Source organism: Massilia sp. Root351, from assembly GCF_001425045.1.
Taxonomy (GTDB): domain Bacteria; phylum Pseudomonadota; class Gammaproteobacteria; order Burkholderiales; family Burkholderiaceae_D; genus Rugamonas.
Genome location: NZ_LMDJ01000032.1, coordinates 130,019 through 155,279 on the forward strand (window position 1 = coordinate 130,019; position 25,261 = coordinate 155,279).

Sequence of the window (25,261 nt, forward strand, 5' to 3'; positions counted from 1 at the left end):
TACACTGCAACAAGAATAGTCTCACTGCATTGGGGAACTGAAATGGTTAAATTTACCTTGGGCGCGATACTCGCCTTGCTGTGCGTCTCCTTGCCCGCGTCGGCGGCCCATGCGGGGGAGAGCGCGCGCAAGCCCGCAGTGAAGAAAAGCAAGGCCACGCCGCGCCGCCAGTCCATGGTGCTGCAGGCGGGCGCCTCGGTGCCGCGCGAGCGCACCGTGCGCCGCGTGATGGTGGTCAACGGCAAGCGCAAGGTGGTCTACCAGAAGGTGACCAATGTGGGCGAAGGCCTGGCGCGGCCGACCATGGGCGACCTGGCCGGCCTGCACCTGACGCGCGATCCGCTCGACCTGAAATCGAACGTGGCCTTTGTGCTGGACCAGGCCAATTCGGAAATCCTGTTTGAGAAGAATGCCGGCGTGGCGCTGCCGATCGCCTCCATCACCAAGATGATGACCGGCCTGGTGGTGGTGGAAGCCAACCAGGACATGAACGAGATCCTGACCGTCACCGACGAGGACGTCGATCACGCCAAGTTCAGCAGCTCGCGCCTGCGCGTGGGCGCGCAGCTGACGCGCGCCAACATGCTGCACATTGCCCTGATGAGTTCCGAGAACCGCGCCGCGTCCGCGCTGGGCCGCCACTATCCGGGCGGCTTGCCGGCCTTCGTCGACGCGATGAACGCCAAGGCCCAGGCGCTGGGCATGACCGACACCCACTATGTGGATTCCAGCGGCCTGTCGAAAATGAACGTGGCCAGCGCGCGCGACCTGGCCAAGCTGGCCATGGCCGCTTACCAGCATCCGGTGCTGCGCGAGTATTCCACCGACGCGAAGGCGGTGGTGGAGGCGAATGGCCGTCCGATGCAGTTCGGCACCACCAATCGCCTGATCGCCACGCCGGGCTGGGAAATCGGCCTGCAGAAAACCGGCTTCATCAACGAAGCGGGCCGCTGCATGCTGATGCAGGCGGTGATCCAGGGCCGCGCCGTGATCATGGTGCTGCTCGACGCCAAGGGTTCCGCCGCGCGCGCCGCCGATGCGGGCCGCATGCGTAAATGGCTGGAAGCGCTGAAACCGGCCGGCTTGTCGACCGATGTGCTGGGGGGCGGCACGGTCAGTGGCGGCAACCTCGGCGGCGGCACCGTCAGCGGCGGCATGAGCCCCGCCGTCGCGGCCGACGTCAGCGGCGGCGGCAATCCTGCTTATTCCGCCGGCATGTAACCCAGGGTGGCGGAAATCTGGTTGGCCGTGGTGACCAGGTCTTCCAGCCATTCTTCCTGCAGGCGGTCGGCCGGCGCCGAGATCGACAGGCCGGCGATCAGCTTGCCGCTGTCGTCGCGGATGCCGGCCGCCATGCAGCGCACACCCAGTTCCAGTTCTTCATTGTCGCGCGCATAGCCGCGCGCCCGCACCAGGCTGAGCTCGCGCTCCAGCTTGGCCAGATCCGTGATCGAATTCTTGTTGTGCCCGGCCAGTCCGGTGCGCGTGGCATAGGCGCGGATGGCTTTCGGCTCGTCCACCGACAGGAACAGCTTGCCGGTCGATGTCAGGTGCAGCGGGCCGCGTCCGCCGATGGCGCGCACCACCTGCATGCCGGAGCGCTCCGAGAAGGCGCGGTCGATGTAGACGATCTCGTCGCCCTGGCGCACCGACAGGTTGATGGTCTGCTGGGTCTTCTTGTGCAGCGAGCGCATGAAGTCCAGCGCTGCCTCGCGCACGGACAGGCGGCTCTTCACCACGTTGCCCAGTTCCAGCAGGCGCATGCCAAGGCGGTAGGTGCCCGGTTCGATGCGGTCGACAAAGCGCGTCAGCACCATGTCGTTGAGGATGCGGTGCGCGGTGGACGGGTGCAGGCCGGAAACCTTGGACAGTTCCTTCAGGCTCACCGGGTCCGGGTACTTGGCCAGCGCGTCGAGCAGGGCAACCATGCGCTCGATCACCTGGATGGTGGTTTTTTGCTCCGGAACGGATTCGATTTTCATGATGTGGTTGGTGCAGTGCAGTATTTAGTCTCTACTTTATACCATGATGTGAAAAAAATGGGAATTCCGGCGCGCGTTTTCCCTATGGCGAAGGCATAATGACGCAGCGTATCAAACCCGGACAGGCATATGGAACAACCAGTTAGCGAATTCAAAAGCAAAAGCGGCATCAAACGGATCTACTCCGCAGTGTTGTATTCCTTCGACGGCCTGAAGACGGCGTGGCGCCACGAGCACGCGTTCCGGCAGGAGCTGATGCTGTTCGCGGCCGGTACGGTGGTGGCGCTGCTGCTGCCGGTGTCGGCCTTCCAGAAGCTGGTGCTGGTGGCGCCGCTGGTGCTGATGCTGATCGTGGAGCTGATCAACTCCGCTATCGAAGCGGTGGTGGACCGTATTTCGCTGGAGCGCCACCCGCTGTCGAAGAACGCCAAGGACCTGGGCAGCGCGGCCGTGCTGCTGGCCGGCCTGCTGGCGGCGCTGACCTGGACGGTGGTGCTGGTGCAGCGCTTCTGGTGAGCCCTTATGCCTTGCGCGTATATAAAACTGCTAAAACCTTCGTTCTCATTTATATAAAGCAACGATAACCTACAGCTTCTGAGGTCCTAACTACAACGGGGTATTCTGATGCTGTCCAAAAAAATTATCGCTGCAACTGTTTTCGCTGCCGCTGCCGCTGCCACCTTCGCTCCGGCGCTGGCCGCCGAGTTCAGCCTGCTGAACGTCTCCTATGATCCAACCCGTGAGCTGTACGCGGACGTCAACGCCGCCTTCGCCAAGGACTACAAGGCCAAGACCGGCGACACCATCAAGATCAAGCAGTCGCACGGCGGCTCCGGCAAGCAGGGCCGCGCAGTCATCGACGGCCTGGAAGCGGACGTGGTGACCCTGGCGCTGGCCTACGACATCGACGCCATCGCCGAGCGCAGCCTGCTGAACAAGGACTGGCAGAAGCGCCTGGGCCACAACAGCACGCCGTACAGCTCCACCATCGTGTTCCTGGTACGCAAGGGCAATCCCAAAGGCATCAAGGACTGGAACGACCTGGTCAAGCCGGGCGTGGCCGTCATCACGCCGAACCCGAAAACCTCGGGCGGCGCGCGCTGGAACCACCTGGCCGCCTACGGCTATGCGCTGCGCCAGCAGGGCGGCAGCGACGCCACCGCCAAGGAATTCCTGAAGAAACTGTACAAGAACGTGCCGGTGCTCGATTCCGGTGCGCGCGGCGCCACCACCACCTTCGTCGAACGCGGCATTGGCGACGTGCTGATCGCGTGGGAAAACGAAGCCCTGCTGGCAATCAAGGAGCTGGGCCCGAACAAGGTGGAAATCGTGGCGCCGTCGGTCAGCATCCTGGCCGAGCCGCCGGTGGCCGTGGTCGATAAAGTGGTCGACAAGCGCGGCACCCGCAAAGTGGCGGAAGCCTACCTGAACTTCCTCTACACCGACGAGGCGCAGGAACTGATCGCCAAGAACTACTACCGTCCTACCGTGGAGAAGGAAGCCCGGAAGTATGCGGCCCAGTTCCCCAACGTGAAGCTGTTCACGCTGGCCCAGGTGGCCGGCGACTGGAGCAGCGCGCAAAAGGTGCACTTCGCTGACGGCGGCGTGTTCGACCAGATCTACGCCCCGGGCAGCAAGTAATCCCGGACCGGCCAGGAGCGCGGCGATGACGGGCGTGTTGTCGAAGTTTCGCGTGCTGGTCGCTCCCGGCCTGCACGGCAGCGGACCGGAGCACTGGCAGAGCCGCTGGCAGCGCCTGTACCCGTCCTTCGAGCGGATCGAGCAGGACCATTGGGACCAGCCGGACCTGGCGGCCTGGTCGGCCCGTGTCAGCCGGGTGCGGCAGCAGGACCGCCGTCCGGCGCTGATCGTGGCGCACAGCTTCGGCACGCTGGCTTCGGTGCACAGCGTGGCGCGCCATCTGGTCGGCGCGGCTGGAGCGGCGCCGGTGGCCGGCCTGCTGCTGGTGGCGCCGGCGGATCCGGACAAGTTCGGCGTGGCCGCGCAACTGCCCCGGGAGCGCCTGCCGTGCCCGTCCATCGTGCTAGCCAGCAGCAACGACCCGTGGATGACGGCCGGGCATGCGGCGCTGTGGGCGCGGCGCTGGGGCAGCCAATTCATCAATCTCGGCGCGCTGGGGCACATCAACGCGGAGTCCGGCCTGGGCGACTGGCTGCCTGGCCAACGCCACTTGCAAAAGTTGGCGGAACAGGCGCACAATGAACAGATCGTCAATATTTTCTAGGAGACCTTTATGACATTACGTTTGGGCGACACCGCCCCCGATTTCGAGCAGCAATCCTCCGTCGGACCGATCAAGTTCCATGAATGGGCGGGCAACTCCTGGGTGGTGCTGTTCTCGCACCCGGCCGACTTCACCCCGGTGTGCACCACCGAACTGGGCCTGACCGCCAAGCTGAAGCCGGAATTCGACAAGCGCAACGTGAAAGCCATCGCGCTGTCGGTCGATCCGGTGGAATCGCATGCCGCCTGGATCAAGGACATCGAAGACACGCAGAAGACCGTGGTGGGCTTCCCCATCATCGCCGACGCCGACAAGAAGGTCGCCAACCTGTACGACATGATCCACCCCGAGCAGTCCGCCACGGCCACCGTGCGCACGCTGTTCGTGATCGACCCGAACAAGAAGATCCGCCTGTCCATCACCTACCCGATGAGCACCGGCCGCAACTTCGACGAAGTGCTGCGCGTGATCGACGCCCTGCAGCTGACCGACGGCTACACCGTGGCCACGCCCGGCAACTGGAAAGATGGCGACGACGTCATCATTCCGTTGACCGTGCAAGACCCGGACGTGCTCAAGCAAAAGTACCCGAAAGGCTTCAAAGCCGAGCGTCCTTACCTGCGGGTAACGCCGCAGCCGAACAAGTAATGCAATAAATCGCCCTTCGGCGCATAAGCAAATAGAATTTTCGTTGTTTGCATTCGCGACAAGTCTGTATACCCTTGCGTTTCTTAAGGGGAATCTATGGACTTGTCGTTTGTTGCATCGGGTTTTGGGGTCGGCCTGCTGGTCGGCATGACTGGCGTGGGCGGCGGTTCGCTGATGACGCCCATCCTGACCCTGCTATTCGGCGTTTCCCCTTCCGTCGCGGTCGGCACCGACCTGGCCTTCGCGGCCGTGACCAAGAGTGCCGGCACCTTCACGCACCGCCTGCGCAACACCGTGCGCTGGGACATCGTGCGCCTGCTGTGCCTGGGCGCCGTGCCCGCCGCCGTCGCCGCCGCCATCGCCCTCAAGCAGTTCGGCTCGCTGGACAAGGAAATCGGCCAGATCATCCGCTACTCCATCGCCGGCTCGGTGCTGCTGACCGTGGTCGCCATCCTGTTCCGCAGCAAGATGCTGGGCTGGATCAACACCCATCCCGAACGCCAGCTGCAAGGCCGCGCGCTGGACACGGCCACCGTGGTGTCGGGCGCCGTGCTGGGCGTGCTTGTCACGGTCTCCTCCATCGGCGCCGGCGCCATCGGCGCCACGCTGCTGGTGCTGATGTATCCGCGCCTGAGCCCGGCGGAAGTGGCAGGCACCGACATCGCCTATGCGGTGCCGCTGACCGCGGTGGCCGCCGTGGGCCACTGGTGGCTGGGTTCGATCGACTGGATGCTGCTGCTGACCCTGCTGGTCGGTTCCGTGCCCGGCATCACCATCGGCTCCTGGTTTGCGCGCGCCGTGCCCGAGCGCGTGCTGCGCGGCCTGCTGGCCGCCACGCTGACCGCGGTTGCCGCGAAGCTGCTGGCCTGACCTGCCAATTTGATAGCACACTGGCAAATTCACATCTAAGCAAATGACAATTGCGTCGTTTGCTTCATAACTCCTCTATGCGATTATCCGGGCCTAAACTCGGAATTGTAATAAGAGGAGTATTCATGTCTGCAGTCGCCATCCCGGTCGCAGCGCCGGTGACGTTCAAGTCCAGGAGCGCCCCATTCCGGGTGATGCCCGGCTTTAAGCTGTCGCTGGGCTTCACCATCTTCTACCTGTCGCTGATCGTGCTGATCCCGCTGTCGGCGGTGTTCCTGAAAACCTTCACCATGACGTGGGACCAGTTCTGGGGCGCGGTCACCTCCGAACGCGTGATGGCTTCCTACCGGCTGACCTTCGGCGCCTCGCTGATCGGCGCCTTCATCAACGCCGTCTTCGGCTTCATCGTGGCCTGGGTGCTGGTGCGCTACCAGTTCCCCGGCAAGCGCATCGTGGACGCGCTGGTGGATTTGCCGTTCGCGCTGCCCACCGCCGTGGCCGGCATCACGCTGACGGCCCTGTACTCGTCCAACGGCTGGTTCGGCACCTTCCTGGAAGGCACGCTGGGCCTGAAGGTCGCCTTCACGCCGCTGGGCGTGGTGGTGGCGCTGACCTTCATCGGCTTGCCCTTCGTGGTGCGTACGGTGCAGCCGGTGCTGGAGGACGCCGAGCGCGAACTGGAGGAGGCCGCCGCCAGCCTGGGCGCCAGCGCGCTGCAGACCTTTGTGCGCGTGGTGTTCCCCACCGTGCTGCCGTCGCTGATGACCGGCTTCGCGCTGGCCTTCGCGCGCGCCACCGGCGAGTACGGCTCGGTGATCTTCATCGCCGGCAACATGCCGATGGTGTCGGAAATTACGCCGCTGTTCATCATCACCAAGCTGGAGCAGTACGACTACGCCGGCGCCACCGCGATCGCCGTGGTGATGCTGCTGATCTCCTTCGTGCTGCTGCTGTCCATCAATCTGCTGCAAGCCTGGGCTCGCGGAAAGTCGGGGAAATAAATGAACGCTCCAACCACGCCTATCGCTGCGCCGCGCCGCGGCGAACTGGCCTCGGCGCCGAACATCCTGGAACCGCTGTGGGTGCGCGGCGTCCTGATCGCCGTCGCGCTGACCTTTTTGACGCTGTTCCTGTTCGTGCCGCTGGTGGCCGTGTTCGCCGAAGCGCTGAAAAAGGGCTGGGACGTGTACGCCTCGGCCATTGTCGAGGACGACGCCATCGCCGCCATCAAGCTGACCCTGATCACGGCCGCCATTGCCGTGCCGCTGAACCTGGTGTTCGGCGTGGCCGCGTCCTGGTGCATCGCCAAATTCGAGTTCCGCGGCAAGAGCTTTTTGCTGACGCTGATCGACCTGCCGTTCTCGGTGTCGCCGGTGATTTCCGGCCTGATCTACGTGCTGCTGTTCGGCGCGCAGGGCTGGTTCGGCCCCTGGCTGGCCGAGCACGACATCAAGATCCTGTTCGCCGTGCCGGGCATCGTGCTGGCCACCATCTTCGTCACCTTCCCCTTCGTGGCGCGCGAGCTGATCCCGCTGATGCAGGCGCAGGGCAGCGAAGAGGAGGAGGCCGCCATCGTGCTGGGCGCGTCCGGCTGGCAGACCTTCTTCCGCGTGACCCTGCCCAACATCAAGTGGGGCCTGCTGTACGGCGTGATCCTGTGCAACGCGCGCGCCATGGGCGAGTTCGGCGCGGTGTCGGTGGTGTCCGGCCACATCCGCGGCGAGACCAACACGGTGCCGCTGCAGGTCGAGATCCTCTACAACGAATACAACTTTGCGGCCGCGTTCGCCGTGGCCTCGCTGCTGGCACTGCTGGCGCTGGTCACCCTGGCCCTGAAATCCTTTATCGCCTGGCGTCTGCATGAAGACTATGCCGGCGTGCACAACGAACATTAAGCGGAGTACAAGCCATGACGATCGCAGTCAAAAACATCAACAAGCGCTTCGGCGACTTCACCGCGCTGAACAATGTGTCGCTGGACTTTCCCACCGGCGAACTGACCGCATTGCTGGGCCCGTCCGGCTGCGGCAAGACCACGCTGCTGCGTTGCATCGCTGGCCTGGAGCACCCGGATTCGGGCCAGGTCCTGCTGGACGGCAAGGACGCGTCGGACCGCCACGTGCGCGAGCGCCAGGTGGGCTTTGTGTTCCAGCACTACGCGCTGTTCAAGCATATGACGGTGTTCGAGAACGTGGCCTTCGGCCTGCGCGTGAAGTCGCGCGCCGAGCGCCCGTCCGAAGCGCAGATCAAGAAGAAGGTCATGGACCTGCTTGGCCTGGTGCAGCTGGACTGGCTGGCCGACCGCTATCCGCCGCAGCTGTCCGGCGGCCAACGCCAGCGTATCGCCCTGGCGCGTGCGCTGGCGGTGGAGCCGCGCGTGCTGCTGCTGGACGAGCCGTTCGGCGCGCTGGACGCGAAAGTGCGCAAGGAACTGCGCCGCTGGCTGCGCCGCCTGCACGACGAGCTGCACGTGACCAGCATCTTCGTCACCCACGACCAGGAGGAAGCGCTGGAAGTGGCCGACCAGGTGGTGCTGATGAACAAGGGTAACGTCGAGCAGATCGGCGCGCCGGACCAGGTCTACAACCACCCGGCCTCGCCCTTCGTGTACGGCTTCCTGGGCAATGTGAACATGTTCCACGGCCGCGTGCACGAGGGCGTGATCACCACCGGCGGCGTGGCGCTGGACCTGCCGTCGCACGGCGAAACGCAGGACAGCAAGGGCATCGCCTACGTGCGTCCGCACGAGCTGGACGTGGACCGCTACACGCCGGGCGCCGACGGCATCGTGGTCAAGCTGCGCCGCGCGCACGCCATCGGCCCGCTGGCCCAGCTGGACCTGGAGCGCGCCGACAACGCCGAGATGATCGAGGCGGTGATACCGAACGAGCGCTTCAGCCATCTCGGCCTGAAGGAAGGCGAGACGCTGGTGGTGCGGCCCAAGCGTTTGCATGTGTTTGTCGATGAGGGAACTGCGATATGAATTTCCAGCAACTGCGTTCCATACGCGAAGCGGCCCGCCGCAACTACAACCTGACCGAGGTGGCCAATGCGCTGTTCACCTCGCAGCCCGGCGTGAGCCGCCAGATCCGCGAGCTGGAGGACGAGCTGGGCGTGGTCATCTTCGAGCGCAACGGCAAGCGCCTGACCGGCCTGACCGACCCCGGCAAAGGCATCCTGAAGATCATCGACCGCCTGCTGGTGGAAGCGGAAAACCTGCAGCAGGCCAGCCTGGAATACACCGGCCAGAACAGCGGCACCCTGACCATCGCCGCCACCCACACGCAGGCCCGCTACGCGCTGCCCAAAGTGGTGCAAAGCTTCCGCGCGGCCTTCCCGGAAGTGCGCATCGCCCTGCAGCAAAGCTCGCCGGAGCACATCGCGGAATGGGTGTTGTCGGGCAAGGCCGACATCGGCATCGCCACCGAGGGCCTGAGCCAGTTCCCGGACCTGGTGTCCTTCCCGTGCTACCGCTGGAGCCACTTGATCGTGGTGCCGGACAACCACCCGCTGCTGGGGCGCACCAATATCCGCCTGGAAGACCTGGCCGAGTTCCCGCTGATTACCTACGACGTGGGCTTCACCGGCCGCGGCCACCTGGACGACGCCTTCGCGCGCGCCGGCGTGCGTCCGGACATCGTGCTCACGGCCATGGACTCGGACGTCATCAAGCAGTACGTGTCGCTGGGTCTGGGCGTGGGCATCGTGGCCTCGATGGCCTTCGACCACGGGCGCGACAAGGGCCTGCGCGCGGTGGAGGCGTCGCACCTGTTCGCGGCCAACACCACGCGCCTGGCGGTGCGGCGCGGCGCCTACCTGCGCACCTACGCGCAGGAGTTCATCTTGCAATTCGCGCCCGAGCTGCGCCGCAGCGATATCGAAGTAGCCCTTGCTGGCGCTGAGGCCGCGTAAAGACAGACGTTTGTTGCGGCGGAAAGACAGGGCAGCTATTTTTCCGCCAGCATTGCTATTTATACATATACTGAGACGCACTGTTAGCCGCACTGCACCGATTTTTGAAACATTGTTTTAAACTTCAGGGAGCGCCAAATGGGGATCGGTAACTGGAAGATAGGCACGCGCCTGGCCGGCGGACTCGGAGTGTCGCTGGTGTTCATGGTGGGCATGTCGGTGGTAGGCATCGGCAACCTCGGCAAGCTCAACGACGGCACCGACGACCTGGCGGCCGACAAGGTGCCCAAGGTGATCGAAGCCTACGAAGCGGTGGGCGGCGTGAACGACATCGCGCGCGCCATGCGCAACGCCATGCTGTCCACCGACCCGGAAACCGTGGGTAAGGAACTCAAGCGGGTGGAAGACAGGAAGGCGGAAATCGCCGGCCGCCTCGAGACACTGTCCAAGCTGATTTCGGACGACACCGATGCCGGCAGCAAGGCCAAGCTGAAGGCCGTGCTGGCGGCGCGCGAACGCTATGACGTGGTGCAGACGGCCTTTATCGCCAAGTCGGCCGATACTGCCAAGCGCGACGAGAATGTGGTCTATCTGCTGACCACGGTGCGCAAGGAACAGACCGCCTATCTCAATTCCCTGACCGACCTGGTCAAATATCAAACCGAGGCAGTAGCCAAGGCCAGCACCGAGGCCAAGGCGGCCTATGTCGGCGCGCGCAACATGATGATGGCATTGACGGTGATTGCGGCCGCGCTGGCCGCCGCCGTGGTGTACTGGATCACGCGCAGCATCACCCATCCGCTGAACCGCGCGGTGGGGGTGGCCGAGGCGGTCGCCAGCGGCGACCTGACCCAGCGCATCGAGTGCGACACGGCCGACGAAACCGGGCAGCTGCTGCGCGCGCTGAAGAATATGAACGAGAGCCTGGCGCGCACCGTGGGCCGGGTGCGTTCGGGGTCGGACACCATCTCCACCGCGTCCAGCGAGATCGCCAGCGGCAACCTGGACCTGTCTTCGCGCACCGAGCAGCAGGCTTCCAGCCTGGAGGAAACCGCCTCCTCGATGGAGGAGCTGACCTCGACCGTGACGCAGAACGCCGAGAATGCGCGCCAGGCAACCACGCTGGTGGTGTCGGCTTCCGAGTTCGCCACCAAGGGCGGCAAGGTGGTGGGCGAAGTGGTGGCCACCATGGGCGCCATCAAGGAGAGCTCGAACAAGATCGTGGACATTATCGGCGTCATCGACGGCATCGCGTTCCAGACCAACATCCTGGCCCTGAACGCGGCGGTGGAGGCGGCGCGCGCGGGCGAGCAGGGCAGGGGCTTCGCGGTGGTGGCCTCCGAGGTGCGCAACCTGGCGCAGCGCTCGGCGGCGGCCGCCAGGGAGATCAAGGCGCTGATCGGCGAGTCGGTGCAGACGGTGGACGCGGGCGCGCGGCTGGTGGACGAGGCGGGGGCGACGATGGAAGGCATCGTCAAGGCCGTGCGGCAGGTGGCCGACATCATGACCGAGATCAGCGCGGCCAGCCAGGAGCAGAGCTCCGGCATCGCGCAGGTGAACCAGGCCATCGTGTCGATCGACGATGTGACGCAGCAGAACGCCGCGCTGGTGGAAGAGGCGGCGGCGGCTGCGCAGTCGATGCGCGACCAGGCCGAGATGCTGGCCGGGGCGGTCAGCGTGTTCCGGCTGGCGGAGCAGCAGTACCACGTGCACGCCCCGCGCAAACCGGCGCCGGCGCAGGCCGCGCTGGCCAGACCGGCCGTCAAGCCGGCGCCGGCCAGGCGCACCGCCAGCACCGCCGGCGAGGATTGGGAAGAGTTTTAGCCGGCGCTTGGCGGCCGTGCATCACCAGCTATAGCCCGCCTTCGCGTAGTAGTAGCGCCCGTTGAAGCCGTTGGGCGCAAAGCCGCTGTACGGATTGATGCCGTTGTTGTTCAGGTTGTTCAGCGACGTCACCTGGTCCGGATACTTGTCCGTCACATTGTCGATACCCGCGCTCAGCCGCCAGTTCTTGCCCAGCTTGACGCTGCCCGACACGTCCAGCACCCACTGCGGGCTGTACACCTGGTCCTGCGCGGCCAAGTTCTGCGGCACCGTGAAGCTGCCGTAGCGCGTGAGCTGTCCGCGCGCGGTCCAGACCCCGGCCGTATAGTCGGTCGCCAGGCTCAGCTTGTCCTTAGGCGAGCCCACGGTGGCGCGGTTCACCGTCTGGCGGTCGATCAGCAGCAGCTTGTTGGCCGTCAGTACGGCCGGATTGTCAGCCACACGCACGATCTCGTTCTTGTTGTGGTTGTAAGCCAGCGTGAAGTCCGCGCGGTCGCGGTTGGCCAGGTCGACGCGATAGGTGCTCACCAGGTCCACGCCCTTGGTGCGCGTGTCCACCGCGTTGGTGAAGTAGCGTGCCGCGCCCACCGGCGCGCCCTGTGCCGCCAGCGCCGCTTTCAGCGCGTCCGGCAGGATCAGGTTGGCCGAGAACAGGATGCGGTCGTCGATGTCGATGCGGTACACGTCCACCGTGGTGCTGAAGTTGCGGAACGGCTGCAGCTGCAGGCCCAGGCTCAGGTTCTTGGCCTTCTCCGGCTTCAGCGGCTGGGAGCCCAGCGCCAGTGCGGCGGCGCTGTTGACCGCGAAGGTGCCGGTCTCAATCGGCGTGTTCACGCCGTTGATGATGGAGAAGTTGGTGGTGGTGATGGTGTAGAACTGCTGCGCCAGCGACGGCGCGCGGAAGCCGGTGGAGGCGGTGCCGCGCAGCGAGACCGCGTCGCTGAAAGCGTAGCGCGCCGAGGCCTTGGCCGAGGTGGTGGTGCCGAAGTCGCTGTAGTTCTCGTGGCGCGCCGCCAGCGCGCCGGAGAACCGTGCGGTGAACGGCGCTTCCAGGTTCACGTAGACGGACTTGTTGTTGCGGCTGTTCTTGCCCGCGTTGACGGGGCGGAAGCCGCTGAAGCCTTGCGAGCCGCTGCCGCTGTAGGAGGCCGCGTCGCCAGCTTCGATCTCGTAGCTTTCGCGGCGCGCTTCGACGCCGGTGGCCAGCGTCAGCGGGCCGCCCAGGCCCGGCACCGCGAACTCGCGCGCCAGGTCGAAGTTGAACACGGACTGGGTGTTGGTCAGCTTGCCGAGGTGGAAGCTGGTCGGGCTCTTTTCCTTCAGGTCCTGGTTGACGGTGTTGTGGATGTTCAGGTCGAAGCGGTTGCTGCCGTAGTCCAGGCTGGCGTCCCAGCGCCATGCGCCGGCCGCGCCGCGCAGGCCGGCGGTCAGCGATTCGTCGATGGAGGTGCTGTCCTGCAGCGGCAGGAAGCCTTCCGGGAACAGCGGGCTGCGCTGCGCAGTGCCGTTCAGCGCGGTGCGCCAGGTGGCGGCGGCCTCGGTCTTGCGCTGGCCGAAATTGCCGTAGGCGTAGAAGTCGATGTCGTCGTTGACGCGCAGCTGGCTGTTGAAGAACAGGTTGCGCGGCTTGGTGTCCGGGTCGCCGTAGCGCTGGTTCACTTTGCCGTAGCGCGGCTCGGCCTTGTTGCGCAGGTCGGGGCCGGCGCGGTTGGTCGGGTCGCGCTCGGCCGCCTCGGCCGCCAGGCGCAGCCAGCCGCCGTTGCCCAGGTCGAAGCCGGCGGACGCCTTCAGCGTCACGCTCTGGCCGTCGCCTTCCTGGTATTCGCCGTAGCCGATTTCCGCTTCGCCGCCCTTGGCGCCTTTTTTCAGGATGATGTTGATAACGCCGGCGATCGCATCCGAGCCGTACTGGGCGGCGGCGCCGTCGCGCAGCACTTCGATGCGGTCGATGGCGGCGATGGGAATGGCGTTCAGGTCCACCGGCGCGGAGCCGCGGCCCAAGGTGCCGTTTACGTTGACCACGGCCGAGGCATGGCGGCGCTTGCCGTTCACCAGCACCAGCACCTGGTCCGGTGACAGGCCGCGCAGCTGCGCGGGGCGCACGGCGTCGCTGGCGTCGGCGCCGGACGGGCGCGGGAAGTTCACCGACGGCAGCACGCGGCCCAGCACCGTGGCCAGTTCGGTCGAGCCGGAAGCCTGCAGCTCGCGCGCGCCGATGATGTCGACCGGCGATTCGGAATCGGCGGTGCGGCGGTTCTTGGCGTAGGTGCCGGTCACCAGCACCGATTGCATCTCGGGTTCTGCCGCGCCTTGCGCGGTCTGCGCCGCAGCCGGCAGGCCGAGCGAAGCGACAAGGCTGAAGGCCAGCGCTGCGCGGCCTGGATGGGATTGCGTGTGGCGGAAGCTCATGGTTGACTCTCTTGCATGTATAAAGCAAGGAGCTTAATGAGGCGTTGCCAAAAGTGGAAGGAATCCTTCCTGCTAAGCTTATGTCACCCAGCTATATGGCGGCGCCCCGTTATGCGGGGCGCGCATATTACTGGCCCGGATTCGGCAGCCGCGCGTGGATGGCGTCGATCTGCGCCACCACTTCGGGCGCCAGCACGGTGCCCAGCGCGTCGATGTTTTCCTTCAGCTGCGCCAGGGTGGTGGCGCCGATGATGGTGGAGGCCACGAACCAGCGCGTGTAGCACCACGCCTGCGCCATCTGCGCCGGCGTCATGCCGTGGGCGCGCGCCAGCGCGGCATACTGCACCACCGCTTCCAGCACGGCCGGGCGCAGGTAGCGCGGGCTCCAGCTGGGCGGGAAAATCGTCAGGCGGCCGTGCGCTTTCGGGTTGTCCAGGTATTTGGCGCTGAGCTGGCCGAAAGCCAGCGGGCTGTACGCCAGCAGGCTGACCTGCTCGCGGTAGCAGGTCTCGTTGAGCAGGCTGGTTTCGTAGTGGCGCGCCGTCAGGTTGTACAGGTTCTGGATGGTGGCGATGCGCGGCAGGCCCTTCATCTCGGCCTGCTTGACGAATTCGCTCACGCCCCAGCACGATTCGTTCGACACGCCGATGTGGCGGATCTTGCCTTCCCGCTGCAGCTCGCCCAGCACGGCCAGCGTATCTTCGATCGCCACGCAGGCGCGCTCGTTGGCCGGATCGAACACGGAGGCGCCGAAGATGGGCACATTGCGGCTCGGCCAGTGCAATTGGTATAAATCGATATAGTCCGTTTGCAGGCGCTGCAGGCTGGTGTCGACGGCGGCGCGGATGTTGGCCGCGTCCAGGTTGTTGCGGCCGCCGCGCACCCAGTGCATGTTCGGGTTCGGTCCGGCCACCTTGGTGGCCAGCACCACATTGGCGCGCTTGCCACTTTTCTTCAGCCAGCTGCCGATGTGGCGCTCGGTGGCGCCCTGCGTTTCGGCGCGCGGCATCACCGGGTACATCTCGGCGGTGTCGATGAAGTTGACGCCGCGCTCGAGCGCGTAGTCGAGCTGGCTGTGCGCGTCGGCTTCGGAGTTCTGCTCGCCGAAGGTCATGGTGCCGAGGCAGATTTTGCTGACTTTCAGGCCGCTGGCGCCGAGCGTGGAGTAGTCCATGGGCGCTCCTTTACTTGCGGCGGACCGCGTCGGCGCAGTCGCGCACCAGCGCGGGGCCGGCGTAAATCAGGCCGCTGTACAGCTGCACCAGCTGCGCGCCGGCGTCCATTTTCACCTTGGCGTCCGCGCCGCGCATGATGCCGCCCACGCCGATGATGGGCAGGGCATCGCCCAGCTCCGCCTTGAGCGCGCGGATCACCTGGTTGGACAGCTCGAACACCGGCGCGCCGGACAGGCCGCCCGCTTCGGCGCCGTGCTGCATGCCTTCCACGGCGCTGCGGCTCAAGGTCGTGTTGGTGGCGATCACGCCGTCGATCTTGTGGCGCAGCAGCGCGTCGGCGATGTTCTTGACCTGGTCGCCGTCCATGTCCGGCGCGATCTTCAGGGCCAGCGGCACGTAGCGCTTGTGCTGGTCGGCCAGGCGCTGCTGCGCGTCCTTCAGCTGGGCCAGCAGGCCGTCGAGCTCGGAGCCGCCCTGCAGCTGGCGCAGGTTCTTGGTGTTGGGCGAGGAGATGTTCACCGTCACGTAGCTGGCGTAGGGGTAGACCTTCTGCAGGCAGTGCAGGTAGTCGTCGGCGGCGCGCTCGATCGGGGTGTCGGCGTTCTTGCCGATGTTCAGGCCCAGCACGCCCTCCTTGTTCTGGTAGAAGCGCGAGGACTGCACGTTGGCCACGAAGGCGTCCACGCCGCCGTTGTTGAAGCCCATGCGGTTGATGATGCCGTGCGCGGCCGGCAGGCGGAACATGCGCGGCTTGGGGTTGCCCGGCTGCGCGCGCGGGGTGACCGTGCCCACTTCGATGGAGCCGAAGCCCAGGTCGGCCAGCGCGTCGATGAAGGCGCCGTCCTTGTCCAGGCCGGCGGCCAGGCCGACCGGGTTCTTGAACAGGATGCCCATCACGGTGCGCGGGTCCGGCTTGGGCGGACGCATGAAAGCGCGGGTCAGGCCCAGTTTGGAGGCCTTCTTGAGCGCGGGCAGCGTGAAGTGGTGGGCGGCTTCCGCGTCCATGGAAAACAGCATGGGGCGGGCGAGGGAGTACAGGAATTTGTCGGACATGGCGGGGGCGGGCGGAAAAAGTAGCCCGTATTCTACCTTGCCATGACACTCCATTGTCCCTTGATGCGCGCCTCCAGCGGCTGGAAATTGATCTTGTACGACATTTTCGGGCTATCGGCGATCCAGTAGCCGAGGTAGACATAGGGCAGGCCCAGCTCGCGCGCCTGGGTGATCTGCCACACGATGTTGTAGGTGCCGTAGGAAGCGCCTTCCACTTCGGGGTCGAAGAACGTGTAGACCGAGGACAGGCCGTCCGACAGCACGTCGATGATGCTGACCATGCGCAGCGTGCCGTCCGGCTCGCGGAACTCCACCAGGCGCGTGTTGACGCGGCTTTGCAGCAGGAACTGCGCATACTGGTCGCGGCTGTCCTGGTCCATGCCGCCGCCGGCGTGGCGCGTGCTCTGGTAGCGCAGGTACAGGTCGTAGTGCTCGTCCGAGAACGACAGCGTGGCCACGCCCGCCGTCAGGTCGCTGTGGCGGTTCCAGGCGCGGCGCTGGCCGCGCGTGGGCTGGAATTGTTCCGCCACCACGCGCACCGGCACGCAGGCCTGGCAGCCGTCGCAATAGGGCCGGTAGGTGAAGATGCCGCTGCGGCGGAAGCCGTTGCGCACCAGTTCGGAATACACGTCGGCATTGATGAGGTGCGACGGTGTGGCCACTTGCGAGCGGGCCTGGCGTTCATCCAGGTAGCTGCAAGGGTAGGGCGCTGTCGTGTAGAACTGCAGCGTTGCGAATGGCAGGTCGTTCAGGTGCGTCATGCGCTTCCCGGGGCAAAAATGGTGTCCGTGTGCATATCATAGCGCAGAAACCTGCGAACTCTGCACGCTAATCGGACGCGCCGGGGTAGGGCTGCAACGGGGTCCAGTCGGCAATGGCGGGCAGGCCGATGCTGGCGCGCAGGTGCTGCAGGAATTGTGCGCGCGGAACCGGGGCTGCGCCCAGCGAGGCCAGGTGGCCGGTCTCCTGCTGGCAGTCCACCATGGCTACGCCATTGCGTTTCAAGAAATGCACCAGGTAGGCCAGCGCGATCTTGGAGCCGTCGGTCACGCGCGCGAACATGGATTCGCCGTAGAACATGCGGCCGATGCACACGCCGTAGGCGCCGCCCACCAGCTCGCCGTCCAGCCACAGTTCGGACGAGTGGGCGTAGCCCAGCTGGTGCAAGCCGGTGTAGCCGGCGATGATGTCGTCCGAGATCCAGGTGCCGGGGCCGTCGCGGCGCGGCGCGGCGCAGGCGCGCATCACATCCTCGAAGGCGCTGTCAAAGCGCACCTGCCAGCGGCCGGCGGGATCGGCCGCGCTGCGCTGGACCTTTTTAATGGCTTTTTTCAGGCTGTCCGAGACGCGGAAGCGTTCCGTCATCAGCACCATGCGCGGGTCGGTGCTCCACCACAGGATGGGCTGTCCCTCGGAAAACCAGGGGAAGATGCCGCGCTGGTAGGCCGCCAGCAGGCGCGCCGGCGACAGGTCGGCGCCGGCGGCCAGCAGGCCGGGCGCGTCGGACGTCAGCGCCTGCGAGACGTCGGGGAAGGGAGTGTGGGCATCGAGCCAGGGGATCATACGTCGCTGCGCATGGGTTTCGTGATGTCCTGGGTGTGGAAGCCGTAGCCGCCGCCGCTGGCGCGCATGCGGGCGCGGTCGGCGAAGAACAGTTCCAGCGTGTTGCGGATGGTGGGGAAGGCCAGGTCGTCCCACGGGATCTGCGCTTCCGTAAACAGCTGCACCTCCAGGCTTTCCTCGCCGGGCGCGAAGTCGAGGTTGCGCAGCGTGGCCAGGTAGAACATGTGCACCTGGTGCACGCGCGCCACGTTCATCAGCGAAAACAGCGGACCCAGTTCGATATTGGCGCCGGCTTCCTCGACGGTTTCGCGCACCGCCGCTTCGGCTGTGGTTTCGTTGTTCTCCATGAAACCGGCGGGCAGGGTCCAGTAGCCATAGCGCGGCTCGATGGCGCGCTTGCACAGCAGCACCTGCAGCTGGCCGTCACGCTCCCACACCGGGATGGAGCCGAGCACCATCTTGGGGTTTTGATAATGGATGGCGGTGCAGTGGGTGCAGACGTAGCGCGGGCGGTTGTCGCCGGCGGGGATGGTCAGCTCGACCGGGTTGGCGCATTCGGAACAGAATTTCATGGGAGGCGGTTCTAGTCAGCGGTTTCTCGTCACAGTAGTGCTTACTTTACACCGATTGCAGGCGCTGCGCGTAGCGCGAACGCAAGCTATGCGGGCCTGCGGAAGGATAAATCGGCTCTATCATCGATGATTTTAGGATTGATATTGCCTAAAGTCTCCAGTTGCCCTATAATACGTTCATACAGACGCGGGGTGGAGCAGTCTGGCAGCTCGTCGGGCTCATAACCCGAAGGTCACAGGTTCAAATCCTGTCCCCGCAACCAGATACAGAAAGCCGTTGAATTCGAAAGAGTTCAACGGCTTTTGCGTTTCGGCGCTTACTTTTTCAGGAAAACAATGAAGTAAAGCGAGAACAGGATAAAGGCCACCCCGCTGACGATGACGAGCATGCCCAATCGATAGGTGAGTTTGTGCCGGTTTTCCTGATTCTCAATATACTCGGCAAACCGCTTCATGATTTTCCTCCGGCGCGAGCCTATCCCGCCAAATAGTAGTGAACCATCGCGTAAGTAACGGCTGTTATAACAGCGACGATGATTGATATTAGCACTATCCCTGGCAGGGCATTCGTCCCATCACGGTGCCTTGCGGCGGTTGCATCCGACGTGCTGATTGAGACCAATACCGACGATACGACAATGATAAGCACATGCAAGCTGATCGCTACCCATGCGTACACCGCCTTGTTTTGATCATGCGATTGCCCGAACGTGCCTGCGGCTTCATGGCAGGCCGCTGCGCACATTGCGATGACAGGCCAGTACAGTTGGCCATCCTGCACTGCCCATCTGAGCAGCACTTTTACTTTGCCCCTGTGCTGACGGCCTGCAGCCAAGAGCGGCAGCAGCGCTAGAGGGGCGAGCAACGGGACGCCGATGTTCAGCAGGAACCAGCCCAGGAAGTTAATGAGTTCCATGTTTGCGCCTCGGGGAGGATGGCGGCAGCATAGCCGAGGGGGCCGCAGCCCGCTTTGGCGGGGATCAAGCGCTGACGAAGTGCATTCGGTGCATTGTTTCCATTATGATGTCGGCTATGCAACGATCACTCCTTGTCCTGCTCGTATTCCTGGCCTGTTCCGCGCTCCGTGCGGACGGGCACGCCGGCTCCGCTGCGCACCCTGCGCTGGCGCGGCTGCCGGCGCGCATGCTGTGGGCCTGGGAGCGGCCGGAGGACTTGCGCTGGCTGCCGGCCGATGTGGGCGTGGCCTATGTGGCTTCCACCATCCTGCTGCGCGGCGCGGACGCGCTGGTCCATCCGCGCACCGCGCCGCTGCTGCTGGCCGACGGCGCGGCGCTGGTGCCGGTGCTGCACGTGGACGCGTCGTGGCGCGAGCCGCCGGCGCTGAGCGCGCAGCAGTCGGCGCGCATCGTGCAGGAGCTGCTGCGCGTGGCGCAGCGCGGCAACCGCAGCGTGGTGCAGCTCGACTTTGAAGTGCGCCGCTCGCAGCGCCCCTTCCTGGCGCAGACCATCGCCGGGATCCGCCGCCAACTGGACCCGCGCATCGCGCTGTCGGTGACGGCGCTGGCCTCGTGGTGCATGGACGACGCCTGGCTGCCGGCCGGCCTGGCCGACGAGGTGGTGCCGATGGCCTTCCGCATGGGAGCGGGCCAGGACACGCTGCGCCAGCGCCTGCACCGCCAGGGTTTCACACAGCCCGTTTGCCGCGCCGCCGCAGGCTACGCCAGCGACGAGCCGCCGCTGCGCAGCGTGGCCGCGCGCGGCTATTACTTTTCTCCCCGTCCGTGGACCGCCGCAAGCTGGCGCGCCATGCGGGCGCATACCTACGCAGACATTTCTTCAGACACCTACTCAGCCTATCCATGAAACGATTCCGTATCCTGCCTTCCATCATTGCCGCCGCGCTGTTCGCGGCGCTGCCGCAGCCTGCACTGTCCAGCGGCGGCGACGGCTTCAGCGCCAACCGCTTCGCATCCGAATTCCAGGTGGCGCCCGGCGTGCTGTCCCAGTTCGCGGGCGGCAATCTGGGCGTGCTGCCCGGGACCTATTGGCGCGTCTACCAGTACATGGCGTACCAGGCCGCGAAAGGCCGCCCGCTCACGCCGCAGCAATTGGCCGCGCTGGAACTGGACCGCTGGCACGTGGGCAAAGCCAGCGACTGGGACTATAGCTATGAAGCGGAGAAGAACGGTTCCGGCGCCTGGCTGAAGGAGCGTGCGGCGTACGCCAGGCAGTGGGGCCTGGCGGAAGTCAAACTCGACGTGATGGCGGACGTGGACCACGCCAGCTACGTGAACTGCCATGCCGACGCGTTCAAGCAGGCTGCGCTGACGATGAAGGCGCGCGCGCAGCTCGGCGCCGGAGGCAAGCCGGATCAATGGCACAAGGCCTGGCTGCAAGGACAGGATGCGGTGTTCGCCAACTGCGAGGAGCCGGCCTACCAATACGGCTCGCCCCAGCCGAAGCGCGTGGTGCAGCTGCCGCCCGCCGTGCCGGCCAATGCGCCGGACTGGCTGAAGGCCGACCAGGCTTACCAGGTCGCCGCCGCGCATTTCTACGCCCGCAATTTCGACGCGGCGCGCAAGCAGTTCCTGGCCGTGGCGCAGGATGGCAAATCGCCGTGGCGCACGCTGGGCGGCTACCTGGCTGCGCGCAGCCTGATACGCAGCGCCACGCTGGAGCAGGACGGCAAGGCGCCGGACCGCGCGGCGAAGCTGGCGCTGGCGCGCCGGGAACTGGAGGCGCTGGCGCCCGCCTACGCGCCGGCCAGGCAGATGATTTCGCTGGTGGACGCGCGCCTCGATCCGGTTGCGCGCATCGCGGTGCTGGCGCGCCGGCTGGAGCAGGAGCCGTTCAGCGCCGAGACGCCAAGGCTGCTGAGCGACTACCTGGTGCTGCTGGACCAGCAGCCGCGCAGCGCCATGATCCTGGCGCAGGAACCGTTGACGGCCTGGATCGGCAGCATGCAGGCCGAGGCGCCGCTGGACGTCTATGAAAGCCCGAACAGCAAAGAGGTGCAGCAGGCGCGCGCGCAAGCCTTGTCGACCCTGCGCGCGCGCTGGCTAAAGCAGAAGGACGATGGCGCCATATGGCTGGCGCCGCTGCTGACGCTGGCCCACGCCGGCGAATTGAGCGAGGCCGAGAAGAAGGCCGCCGCCGCCGTGCCGGCCAAACACCCGCTGTATGTCACGCTGCAATACCACCTGGCGCGGTTGGCCATCGCCGAGAAGCAGGCGGCGCAGGCCGACAAGGACATCGATCGCCTGATGGCCAGCCACGGCAAGGCCATGTCGGTGGCCACCAGCAACCGCTATCTGGCGCTGAAGATGTTTTCGGCCGGGAGCATCGATGAATTCCTGAAGGCCGCACCGCGCAAGCCCGACCCCGTCGAAGCGGGCGAGGCGATCGACAGCAAGCCGGCAGAAGGCGAAACCGACGAGGACTTCGGCCGCAGCGTGTACCGCCACTTCCCCACCAGCGCGCTGCGCGTCCTGCTGGCGCATCCGCGCCTGCCGCAGCAGTGGCAACGGCAGCTGGAGGAAACCATGCTGGCGCGCGCGCTGATCTTCAACGACGAGGCGACCGCGCTGGCGCTGCTCGACAGCGTGGCCAAAGGACGCAAGACCACCGAGCACCTGTACGCGCGCTACCGCAAGGCGGCCTCCGGCGCGGAGCGCAAGCTGGCCGGGGCGCTGATCCTGGTGAATACGCCGGAGCTGAACCCGTCCGTGATCGACGCGCAAGGCCGCAGCCGCAACTGGGGCTGCCGTTCGGGCGGCCTGGAGCAGCCCGAGGCTGATCCGGCGCAGCCGCCGCGCTACCTGAGCGCGGAGCAGCGCGAGGCGGCGGGCAAGGAGCAGCAGCTGCTGCTCAAGCTGCCCTTGCGCACGGAGTTTATCGCGCCGACGCTGCTGGCCTGGGCCAGGCAGAAACCGGCCGACGAGGAGGCCCCGAAGGCGCTGCATTTCCTGGTGGCGTCGACCCGCATGGAGTGCCCGTACGGGACCGACAAGGAGGAAAAGGACCAGCTGCGCGGCCAGTACTCGAAGGAGGCGTTCAACCTGCTGCACAAGAACTACCCGAACAGCAAGTGGGCCAGGCAGACCAGGTACTTCTTCTGATCAGTCATCCGGGCGCGGGTGCAGGCTGGCCCACAGGTGCGCCGCCGCCATGGTGCGGTGGGGCGCGTAGCGCTTGAGGATTTCTTCGGTGCGCGGCATGTCCGGCTTGCTGTCTTCGCCCAGCAGCGCTTGCAGCGCGGCGCGGATGGCGACGTCGCCGTGCAGCGAGCAGTCGGGATAGCCGTAGCCGCGCAGCAGGCCGTAGTTGACGGTCCACGGGCCGATCCCTTTCACCGCCAGCAGCGCCTTGCCGATGTCGTCGATGCTGTTGGACGGGCCGGGCGCCAGATCGAGTTCGCCGCCGGCCACCAGCGCGGCGAAGCGCAACAGGGTTTCGGCCTTGGCGCGCGAGAATTTGCGGCTGGTGAGGTCTTCCACTTGCAGGCGCGCGGCGCTGGCCGCGTCCGGGTAGCACCACAGGCCGCTGCTGTGCTGCGTGCCCGCCTGCAGGATGAAGGTGCGGCGCAGCGAGATCGCGAAGGGCAGGTTGATCTGCTGGCCGATGATGGCCCAGGTCAGCGCCTCGAACACGGTGGCCGATTGCACGATGCGCAGGCCGGGCTGGCGGCGCGACAGCTCGCCCAGCAGCGTGTCGTTGGCGGCGAGGTCGAGGAAGGGCTGGGGATCGATGCGCAGGCCCAGCACGTTCAGCACGGCGCCGTGCGCTTGCGCAGCCAGCGCGGCCGGCAAGCCTGGCGGCGCGGCGGGCAGGTCGGCGTGTACCTCATAGTGCGCGGCCGCGCTGCCCAATGCGATGTCGAGCACCAGCGGCACGCCCTCCATCACCACGCCTTTGCGCAGCCGCTCCGGGCTGATCTGCTCGGCCACGCTTTGCGCATCGCGGCTGTGGAAGGCCAGCACGTCGTGCAGGCGGTAGCCGTGCGGCAGGTCGATGCGGTGCTTCATGCGGAGGCCGATTTGCGCAGCCAGCCCAAGCCGGGCTTGAAGCCGGTCACCAGCGCCGTGCCGACAATGACGATGGCCGACCCCACGACGGTGTACCAGCCCACCACTTCACCCAGGAACGCGGTGCCGAGCAGGATGCCGAACAGCGGGCTGAGAAAGGTGACGGTCAGCGCCGAAGTCGGTCCGACATCGCGGATCAGGCGGTAGTACAGCAGGTAGGCCACGCCGCTGCACACCACGCCCAGCGCCAGCGCGGCGCCCATGATGCCCACGGTGGCCTGGCCGGGCTGGGGGAAGAAGGCCAGCGAGGGCAGCACCAGCAGCGAGGCTGCCCACATGCTGCCGTGCGCGTTGGCGAACGGTTCCACCGCCCGGGCCGACTTGGCGTAGGTGCTGGCGATGCCGTAGTTGAAGGCGGCGAACAGCGCGGCGGCGATGGCCAGCCCTGCGCCCTCGCGCGAACTGGCGTGGTCGAAGCCGACCAGCAGCGCCACGCCGCCGGTGCCCATGACCAGACCCAGCATCACGCGCGCGGAGACCATCTGGCGCTGCCACACGGCGCCGATGACGGCGCCCCAGATCGGCGCGGTGGCGTTGAGCACCGCCATCACGGAGGCCGACAGGGTGCGCGCAGCGTAGGCGTACAGCAGGAAGGGCAGGGCTGAATTGAAGAAGCCCAGGATCAGGTAGTGCTTCCAGTTCTGGCGCAGCCCGAGCGGCTTGTTCATCATCAGCGCCACCGCCAGCAGGAACAGCGAGGCGAACACCACGCGGTATTCGATCAGCACGGCCGGCCCGAGCACCGGCGCGGCGATGCGCATGAAGAGGAAAGAGCCGCCCCAGATGGCGGCAAGCAGGATAAGGCGCAGCAGATTGGCAGTGCTCATGGGACGGTCTCGGTAGGGGCCCGCTCTGTCGGGTGGTCAGGCGGCGCCATTGTGCGGCCGGCGCGGGATAAGCGCCAGCCGGTTCTTGCTGTTGAATTCGTTCAGCTCAAGGCTCAGGTAACGACGCAGGCGTTCGGCGCGTCCGGCGTGGACGGCGCTTCCGGCGAGGCGGCGTGCTTCACTTGCAGCGCGGCCGGCACACCGTTCTTCACCGCCGTCATTTCGGCCAGGATGGAGATGGCGATTTCGGCCGGTGTCTTGCTGCCGATGTACAGGCCGATGGGGCCGTGCAGTTTGTCCAGCTGCGCCTCGGTTACGTCGAACTGGACCAGGCGCTCACGGCGCTTGGCGTTGTTCACGCGCGAGCCGATAGCGCCGACGTAGAAGGCGTCCGACTTGAGCGCTTCCATCAGCGCCAGGTCGTCCAGTTTCGGGTCGTGCGTCAGCGCCACCACGGCGCTGCGGTGGTCCAGCCGCATCTCCAGCACCAGGTCGTCCGGCATGGCGTGCACCAGCTGCACGCCGTCCACCTGCCAGCCGGCGCGGTATTCCTCGCGCGGATCGCACACGGTGACGTGGTAGTCCATGGCGGTGGCGATCTGCGCCAGGAAGCGCGACAGCTGGCCGGCGCCGATGATGAGCAGGCGCCAGCGCGGGCCGTGCTGGGTGGTCAGTTGCCCGGCGCCCAGTTCCAGCACGTTGCCGGCCGTGGTGTGCGCCAGTTGCACGGCGCCGGTGGCCAGGTCCAGGCGGCGCTCGACCAGCTGGCGCTGTTCCAGCATGTCCAGCAGTTCGGCGATGCGGCTGTGCGCGCCCAGCGGTTCGATGGCCAGTTCAATGGTGCCGCCGCAGGGCAGCCCGAAGCGGTGCGCCTCGTCGGCGGTGATGCCGTAGCTGACCACCTCCGGCACGCTGCGCGTGATGCCCTGCTCGCGCACCCGGGCGATCAGGTCGTCCTCGATGCAGCCGCCCGAGACCGAGCCGACCACGCGGCCGTCGTCGCAGATGGCGAGCGTGGCGCCGATCGGGCGCGGGCTGGAACCCCAGGTCTTGATGACGGTGACCAGCTCGGCGCGGTGGCCGGCGGCCACCCAGGCGGCGCTGGTTTTGAGTACTTCGAGGTCTATGCTGTCCAT

General features: G+C 66.1%; 25 protein-coding genes and 1 tRNA gene. 14 read left to right on the forward strand and 12 right to left on the reverse strand.

Going from position 1 to position 25,261, the window contains the following annotated elements:
• Window positions 1-42: 42 nt before the first annotated feature.
• On the forward strand, window positions 43-1,221 hold the full coding sequence (locus ASD15_RS23495; RefSeq protein ID WP_082552101.1) for a serine hydrolase: 1,179 nt from the start codon (window positions 43-45) through the stop codon (window positions 1,219-1,221).
• Here ASD15_RS23495 and ASD15_RS23500 read toward each other — a convergent pair.
• On the reverse strand, window positions 1,203-1,982 hold the full coding sequence (locus ASD15_RS23500; protein ID WP_057157467.1) for an IclR family transcriptional regulator: 780 nt from the start codon (window positions 1,980-1,982) through the stop codon (window positions 1,203-1,205). The two genes, ASD15_RS23495 and ASD15_RS23500, sit on opposite strands and share 19 nt — an antisense overlap.
• 129 nt (window positions 1,983-2,111) lie before the next feature.
• Here ASD15_RS23500 and ASD15_RS23505 point away from each other — a divergent pair, with 129 nt between their 5' ends.
• The 10 genes from ASD15_RS23505 (at window position 2,112) to ASD15_RS23550 (ending at window position 11,481) form a co-directional block, all read left to right on the forward strand.
• Window positions 2,112-2,498 (forward strand): diacylglycerol kinase, encoded by a 387-nt coding sequence (locus ASD15_RS23505; RefSeq protein WP_057157468.1) that lies wholly within the window; start codon window positions 2,112-2,114, stop codon window positions 2,496-2,498.
• Between the two features lie 108 nt (window positions 2,499-2,606).
• Window positions 2,607-3,623, forward strand: coding sequence for a sulfate ABC transporter substrate-binding protein (locus ASD15_RS23510; protein ID WP_057157469.1), 1,017 nt, complete (start codon window positions 2,607-2,609; stop codon window positions 3,621-3,623).
• Between the two features lie 25 nt (window positions 3,624-3,648).
• On the forward strand, window positions 3,649-4,227 hold the full coding sequence (locus ASD15_RS23515; RefSeq protein ID WP_057157470.1) for an alpha/beta hydrolase: 579 nt from the start codon (window positions 3,649-3,651) through the stop codon (window positions 4,225-4,227).
• Window positions 4,228-4,236: 9 nt separating this feature from the next.
• Window positions 4,237-4,875, forward strand: a complete 639-nt coding sequence (locus ASD15_RS23520) for a peroxiredoxin (RefSeq protein WP_057157471.1) — start codon at window positions 4,237-4,239, stop codon at window positions 4,873-4,875.
• 96 nt (window positions 4,876-4,971) lie between these two features.
• Entirely contained in the window at window positions 4,972-5,745 is a 774-nt protein-coding gene (locus tag ASD15_RS23525; protein ID WP_057157472.1) for a sulfite exporter TauE/SafE family protein, read from the forward strand.
• Window positions 5,746-5,939: 194 nt separating this feature from the next.
• Window positions 5,940-6,746 (forward strand): sulfate ABC transporter permease subunit CysT, encoded by an 807-nt coding sequence (cysT, locus tag ASD15_RS23530; RefSeq protein ID WP_057157473.1) that lies wholly within the window; start codon window positions 5,940-5,942, stop codon window positions 6,744-6,746.
• Complete coding sequence (gene cysW, locus ASD15_RS23535) at window positions 6,747-7,640, forward strand: sulfate ABC transporter permease subunit CysW (protein ID WP_057157474.1); 894 nt, start codon at window positions 6,747-6,749, stop codon at window positions 7,638-7,640.
• Between the two features lie 14 nt (window positions 7,641-7,654).
• Window positions 7,655-8,728, forward strand: coding sequence for a sulfate/molybdate ABC transporter ATP-binding protein (locus ASD15_RS23540; RefSeq protein ID WP_057157475.1), 1,074 nt, complete (start codon window positions 7,655-7,657; stop codon window positions 8,726-8,728).
• A complete protein-coding gene (locus ASD15_RS23545; protein WP_057157476.1) occupies window positions 8,725-9,657 on the forward strand; it encodes a CysB family HTH-type transcriptional regulator in 933 nt (310 codons plus the stop codon). The genes ASD15_RS23540 and ASD15_RS23545 overlap by 4 nt, the downstream gene beginning before the upstream one ends.
• A gap of 138 nt (window positions 9,658-9,795) precedes the next feature.
• A complete protein-coding gene (locus ASD15_RS23550; RefSeq protein ID WP_057157477.1) occupies window positions 9,796-11,481 on the forward strand; it encodes a methyl-accepting chemotaxis protein in 1,686 nt (561 codons plus the stop codon).
• A 21-nt stretch (window positions 11,482-11,502) separates the two neighbouring features.
• Here ASD15_RS23550 and ASD15_RS23555 read toward each other — a convergent pair whose 3' ends face one another.
• The 6 genes from ASD15_RS23555 to ASD15_RS23580 form a co-directional block, all read right to left on the reverse strand.
• Window positions 11,503-13,890: a TonB-dependent receptor gene (locus ASD15_RS23555; RefSeq protein ID WP_057157478.1), complete on the reverse strand. Its 2,388-nt coding sequence runs from the start codon at window positions 13,888-13,890 to the stop codon at window positions 11,503-11,505.
• 127 nt (window positions 13,891-14,017) lie between these two features.
• Window positions 14,018-15,064 carry an aldo/keto reductase gene (locus ASD15_RS23560; RefSeq protein WP_057157479.1) on the reverse strand — a complete coding sequence of 349 codons (1,047 nt, stop codon included), beginning with the start codon at window positions 15,062-15,064 and terminating at the stop codon, window positions 14,018-14,020.
• A 10-nt stretch (window positions 15,065-15,074) separates the two neighbouring features.
• Window positions 15,075-16,118, reverse strand: coding sequence for a quinone-dependent dihydroorotate dehydrogenase (locus ASD15_RS23565; protein ID WP_057157480.1), 1,044 nt, complete (start codon window positions 16,116-16,118; stop codon window positions 15,075-15,077).
• Between the two features lie 32 nt (window positions 16,119-16,150).
• Complete coding sequence (locus tag ASD15_RS23570; RefSeq protein ID WP_057157481.1) at window positions 16,151-16,879, reverse strand: arginyltransferase; 729 nt, start codon at window positions 16,877-16,879, stop codon at window positions 16,151-16,153.
• Window positions 16,880-16,946: 67 nt separating this feature from the next.
• Entirely contained in the window at window positions 16,947-17,681 is a 735-nt protein-coding gene (gene aat / locus ASD15_RS23575; RefSeq protein WP_057157482.1) for a leucyl/phenylalanyl-tRNA--protein transferase, read from the reverse strand.
• On the reverse strand, window positions 17,678-18,253 hold the full coding sequence (locus tag ASD15_RS23580) for an NUDIX hydrolase (RefSeq protein ID WP_057157483.1): 576 nt from the start codon (window positions 18,251-18,253) through the stop codon (window positions 17,678-17,680). Before ASD15_RS23580 ends, aat begins: the two co-directional genes overlap by 4 nt.
• Window positions 18,254-18,439: 186 nt before the next feature.
• On the opposite strand from ASD15_RS23580, the gene ASD15_RS23585 reads away from it, so the two are divergent.
• Window positions 18,440-18,516: transfer RNA gene (locus tag ASD15_RS23585), tRNA-Met, on the forward strand.
• A gap of 54 nt (window positions 18,517-18,570) precedes the next feature.
• On the opposite strand, the gene ASD15_RS32625 is transcribed toward ASD15_RS23585, so the two are convergent.
• Both ASD15_RS32625 and ASD15_RS23590 read right to left on the reverse strand, forming a co-directional pair.
• Window positions 18,571-18,708, reverse strand: a complete 138-nt coding sequence (locus ASD15_RS32625) for a hypothetical protein (RefSeq protein WP_157201128.1) — start codon at window positions 18,706-18,708, stop codon at window positions 18,571-18,573.
• A 20-nt stretch (window positions 18,709-18,728) separates the two neighbouring features.
• On the reverse strand, window positions 18,729-19,169 hold the full coding sequence (locus ASD15_RS23590; RefSeq protein WP_057157484.1) for a hypothetical protein: 441 nt from the start codon (window positions 19,167-19,169) through the stop codon (window positions 18,729-18,731).
• Between the two features lie 116 nt (window positions 19,170-19,285).
• On the opposite strand from ASD15_RS23590, the gene ASD15_RS23595 reads away from it, so the two are divergent.
• Entirely contained in the window at window positions 19,286-20,077 is a 792-nt protein-coding gene (locus ASD15_RS23595) for a hypothetical protein (protein ID WP_157201129.1), read from the forward strand.
• The gene (locus tag ASD15_RS23600) at window positions 20,074-22,332 is read left to right on the forward strand and encodes a hypothetical protein (protein ID WP_057157486.1); all 2,259 of its coding nucleotides are present in this window, start codon (window positions 20,074-20,076) and stop codon (window positions 22,330-22,332) included. The genes ASD15_RS23595 and ASD15_RS23600 overlap by 4 nt, the downstream gene beginning before the upstream one ends.
• Here ASD15_RS23600 and ASD15_RS23605 read toward each other — a convergent pair whose 3' ends face one another.
• The 3 genes from ASD15_RS23605 to ASD15_RS23615 all read right to left on the reverse strand — a co-directional run bounded on the left by ASD15_RS23605 (window position 22,333) and on the right by ASD15_RS23615 (window position 25,261).
• The gene (locus ASD15_RS23605; RefSeq protein WP_057157487.1) at window positions 22,333-23,238 is read right to left on the reverse strand and encodes a DNA-3-methyladenine glycosylase 2; all 906 of its coding nucleotides are present in this window, start codon (window positions 23,236-23,238) and stop codon (window positions 22,333-22,335) included.
• The gene (locus ASD15_RS23610) at window positions 23,235-24,125 is read right to left on the reverse strand and encodes a DMT family transporter (RefSeq protein WP_057157488.1); all 891 of its coding nucleotides are present in this window, start codon (window positions 24,123-24,125) and stop codon (window positions 23,235-23,237) included. Before ASD15_RS23610 ends, ASD15_RS23605 begins: the two co-directional genes overlap by 4 nt.
• A gap of 113 nt (window positions 24,126-24,238) precedes the next feature.
• A complete protein-coding gene (locus ASD15_RS23615; protein WP_057157489.1) occupies window positions 24,239-25,261 on the reverse strand; it encodes an XdhC family protein in 1,023 nt (340 codons plus the stop codon).

Excerpts from the sequence above, each read along its gene's own strand:
- ASD15_RS23495 (WP_082552101.1), top strand. The coding sequence starts at position 43 with ATGGTTAAATTTACCTTGGGCGCGATACTCGCCTTGCTGTGCGTCTCC.
- ASD15_RS23500 (WP_057157467.1), bottom strand. The coding sequence starts at position 1,982 with ATGAAAATCGAATCCGTTCCGGAGCAAAAAACCACCATCCAGGTGATC.
- ASD15_RS23505 (WP_057157468.1), top strand. The coding sequence starts at position 2,112 with ATGGAACAACCAGTTAGCGAATTCAAAAGCAAAAGCGGCATCAAACGG.
- ASD15_RS23510 (WP_057157469.1), top strand. The coding sequence starts at position 2,607 with ATGCTGTCCAAAAAAATTATCGCTGCAACTGTTTTCGCTGCCGCTGCC.
- ASD15_RS23515 (WP_057157470.1), top strand. The coding sequence starts at position 3,649 with ATGACGGGCGTGTTGTCGAAGTTTCGCGTGCTGGTCGCTCCCGGCCTG.
- ASD15_RS23520 (WP_057157471.1), top strand. The coding sequence starts at position 4,237 with ATGACATTACGTTTGGGCGACACCGCCCCCGATTTCGAGCAGCAATCC.
- ASD15_RS23525 (WP_057157472.1), top strand. The coding sequence starts at position 4,972 with ATGGACTTGTCGTTTGTTGCATCGGGTTTTGGGGTCGGCCTGCTGGTC.
- cysT (WP_057157473.1), top strand. The coding sequence starts at position 5,940 with ATGCCCGGCTTTAAGCTGTCGCTGGGCTTCACCATCTTCTACCTGTCG.
- cysW (WP_057157474.1), top strand. The coding sequence starts at position 6,747 with ATGAACGCTCCAACCACGCCTATCGCTGCGCCGCGCCGCGGCGAACTG.
- ASD15_RS23540 (WP_057157475.1), top strand. The coding sequence starts at position 7,655 with ATGACGATCGCAGTCAAAAACATCAACAAGCGCTTCGGCGACTTCACC.
- ASD15_RS23545 (WP_057157476.1), top strand. The coding sequence starts at position 8,725 with ATGAATTTCCAGCAACTGCGTTCCATACGCGAAGCGGCCCGCCGCAAC.
- ASD15_RS23550 (WP_057157477.1), top strand. The coding sequence starts at position 9,796 with ATGGGGATCGGTAACTGGAAGATAGGCACGCGCCTGGCCGGCGGACTC.
- ASD15_RS23555 (WP_057157478.1), bottom strand. The coding sequence starts at position 13,890 with ATGAGCTTCCGCCACACGCAATCCCATCCAGGCCGCGCAGCGCTGGCC.
- ASD15_RS23560 (WP_057157479.1), bottom strand. The coding sequence starts at position 15,064 with ATGGACTACTCCACGCTCGGCGCCAGCGGCCTGAAAGTCAGCAAAATC.
- ASD15_RS23565 (WP_057157480.1), bottom strand. The coding sequence starts at position 16,118 with ATGTCCGACAAATTCCTGTACTCCCTCGCCCGCCCCATGCTGTTTTCC.
- ASD15_RS23570 (WP_057157481.1), bottom strand. The coding sequence starts at position 16,879 with ATGACGCACCTGAACGACCTGCCATTCGCAACGCTGCAGTTCTACACG.
- aat (WP_057157482.1), bottom strand. The coding sequence starts at position 17,681 with ATGATCCCCTGGCTCGATGCCCACACTCCCTTCCCCGACGTCTCGCAG.
- ASD15_RS23580 (WP_057157483.1), bottom strand. The coding sequence starts at position 18,253 with ATGAAATTCTGTTCCGAATGCGCCAACCCGGTCGAGCTGACCATCCCC.
- ASD15_RS32625 (WP_157201128.1), bottom strand. The coding sequence starts at position 18,708 with ATGAAGCGGTTTGCCGAGTATATTGAGAATCAGGAAAACCGGCACAAA.
- ASD15_RS23590 (WP_057157484.1), bottom strand. The coding sequence starts at position 19,169 with ATGGAACTCATTAACTTCCTGGGCTGGTTCCTGCTGAACATCGGCGTC.
- ASD15_RS23595 (WP_157201129.1), top strand. The coding sequence starts at position 19,286 with ATGCAACGATCACTCCTTGTCCTGCTCGTATTCCTGGCCTGTTCCGCG.
- ASD15_RS23600 (WP_057157486.1), top strand. The coding sequence starts at position 20,074 with ATGAAACGATTCCGTATCCTGCCTTCCATCATTGCCGCCGCGCTGTTC.
- ASD15_RS23605 (WP_057157487.1), bottom strand. The coding sequence starts at position 23,238 with ATGAAGCACCGCATCGACCTGCCGCACGGCTACCGCCTGCACGACGTG.
- ASD15_RS23610 (WP_057157488.1), bottom strand. The coding sequence starts at position 24,125 with ATGAGCACTGCCAATCTGCTGCGCCTTATCCTGCTTGCCGCCATCTGG.
- ASD15_RS23615 (WP_057157489.1), bottom strand. The coding sequence starts at position 25,261 with ATGGACAGCATAGACCTCGAAGTACTCAAAACCAGCGCCGCCTGGGTG.